Below are 2,552 nucleotides of genomic sequence, written 5' to 3'. Positions count from 1 at the left end.
AGCGTCAGCGTGCCGGCGCCGATCTTGGTCAGGTTGTTGCCGGTGCCGGAGATCGCGCCGGAAAGGGTAAGGGCGTTCGCGTTGCTGACGGTGCCGTGGCTGGAACCCAATGCGATCAGGTTGCTCAAGGTGACGCCGGTGCCGGTCACTTCCAGCGTGCCGCCATTCAGCGTCACGGCCCCAGTGCTCAGGTTGCCGGCTGCGGCGACGCTCAGCGTGCCGGCGGAAACCGTCGTCCCGCCGGTATGGGTCTGCGTCGCCGTCAGGGTCAGCGTGCCGGCGCCTGATTTGGTCAGGTTGTTGCCGCCGGAGATCACGCCGGACAGGGTGACGGCCTGAGCGTTGCTGATGGTGCCGTTGTTGACGTCCAGCGCGATGGCGTTGTCGATAGGGACGCCGGAACCGGTGATTTCCAGCGTGCCGCCGTTCAGCGTCACCGCGCCGGCGCCCAGGTTGGCGTCCGCCGCCACGCTCAGCGTGCCGGCCCTGACCTCGGTGGTGAAGTTGGCGCCGGAATTGGTGCCGGACAGCGTCATTGTGCCAGTGCCGGTCTTGGTCAGCACGCCGGTGCCGCCGATCGTGCCGGAGAAGGAGGTATTGTCGTTCTTGCCGCCGGTGTTCAGCGTGTTCGTCCCCAGCGTGACCGTGCCTGCGCCGGACAGCGAACCGATGCTTTCGTTTCCGGTCAGCAGCAGCGTGCCGTTGACGTTGACGGTTACGGCGCTGGTGTCGGCGATGTTGGAGCCGTTGACCGACAGGGTGCCGGCGGAGATGGTGGTCGAGCCGGTGTAGGTATTGGTGCCCGACAGGGTCAGGATGCCGGTACCCATCTTTTCCAGGCCGTTGCCCGTGCCGGAGATCACGCCGGAGAAAGTGGTGCTGGTGTTGTCGCCGCCAAGGGTCAGCTTGTATCCGAGGGCGACGTTGCCGGCGCCGGCCAGCGAGCCGATGGTTTCGGCGCCTCCGGCCAGGGTCAGGGTAGCGCCGGATGCAACCGTTACCGCGCCGGTGTCGGCCAGGGAGCCGAGGCCGCTGATCGACAGCGTGCCGGCCGAAATCGTGGTGGCGCCCGTGTGGGTGTTTGCCGTCGTGGAAGAGTTCAGCGCCAGCGTGCCGGTGCCGGTCTTTGTCAGCAGGGTGGAACCGCTGACGACGCCCGACAAGGTTCCGGTCTTGGTGGCGGCGACCTCGATCGTGCCGCCGCCCGTGCCGATCGCGATGGCGTTGGTGAAGGTGGCGGTGTCGGTCAGGCTCAGCGTGGTGCCGGCCAGCGTTACCGAACCGGCGACCAGCGCCGCGTCGGTCGCCACCGCCAGCGTGCCGGCGGAGACCGTGACGCCGCCGGTCAGTCCGGTCTTGTTGGAGGAGTTTGACAGCGTCAGCGTGCCGGTGCCGGCCTTGGTCAGCGCCTGGGCGCCGCCCGACAGCGCGCCGGACAGGGTCGCGGAGGCATCGGCCTGTATCGTAGCGGCACCGCTCAGCGCCACCGCATTGTCGATGGTGGTGGCGCCGGTGACCTGAAGCGTCGTGCCGGCGGCTAGCGTCACGGCGCCCGCCACCAGATTGGCGTCCCCCGCCACCGAAACCGTACCCGCCGAAACGGTCAGGCCAAGCGTGTAGGTATCGGCGCCCGAGGTGACGGAACCGGCGGCGGCATTGCCGCTGTTGGAGAGGGTCAGCGTGCCGGCGCCTGTTTTGGTCAGGGTCCGGTTGCTATTGGCGTCGCTGGTCAGCGACACCAGGCCCGACAGGGTGACGGCATCGCTCACGTCGATGGTGTTGGTGACGTTGTTCCGGACGATGATCGCCGTGGCGAAGGTGCCGGCGCCGGTGAGCTTCAGGGACGCCAAGCTGTTGTTCAGGGTGATGGCCGAGGCTGCCATGGTGGTGCTGGCCGCCAGTTCGAACACACCGCCATTCAGCGCGGTCGCCCCGGTGTAGGTGGCATTGCTGCCGATCACCAGCCTACCCGACCCGCTCTTGTTCATCCCATAGCCGGCGCTGGCCTGACTGACCACCCCGCTCAGCGTGGTGGTCGTCCCGGCCGCCACGTCGATGGCCAGCGTCGAGTTGTTTAGAATGATGTTGTTATCGATGGTTGTCGTCTGGGCGATGTTGAGCCCGACACCGAGGGTCACCGCCCCGCCGCCCAGATTGCTATCGGAATTGATATAGACCGCGCCGCCGGAAAAGGACGAGGTGCCGGCATAGGTGTTGGTCCCCGACAGGGTCAGCGTGCCGCCGCCCGAATTGGTCAGGTTGCCGGCGCCGGAGATCGCGCCGGACAGGGTAAGGGCGGCCGTGTTGGTGATCGTGCCGTGGCCGGAGGCCATTTCCATCAGATTGTCGATGGTCGTGGCGCCGGTGACATTCAGGGTGCCGCCGTTAAGCGTCACGGCGCCGGTACCCAGGTTGGCGTCGGCGGCTACCGACAGCGTGCCGGCCGACACGGTGGTCGTGCCGGTGTGGGTCTGGGTGGCCGACAGGGTCAGGGTGCCGGTATCGGTCTTGGTCAGGCTGCCGGCGCCGCTGATGATGCCGGACAGGGTCAG

At 67.6% G+C, this 2,552-nt stretch carries 1 protein-coding gene; it reads right to left on the bottom strand.

What is annotated here, in order from left to right:
• On the bottom strand, window positions 1-2,552 hold a 2,552-nt coding region (locus AC5JJ6_RS08695; protein ID WP_496041653.1), incomplete at both ends, for a beta strand repeat-containing protein.

The organism is Skermanella sp. (assembly GCF_059503625.1).
Note: the sequence above shows the minus strand (reverse complement) of the source record. Positions and strands in the feature narration are given on the sequence as shown.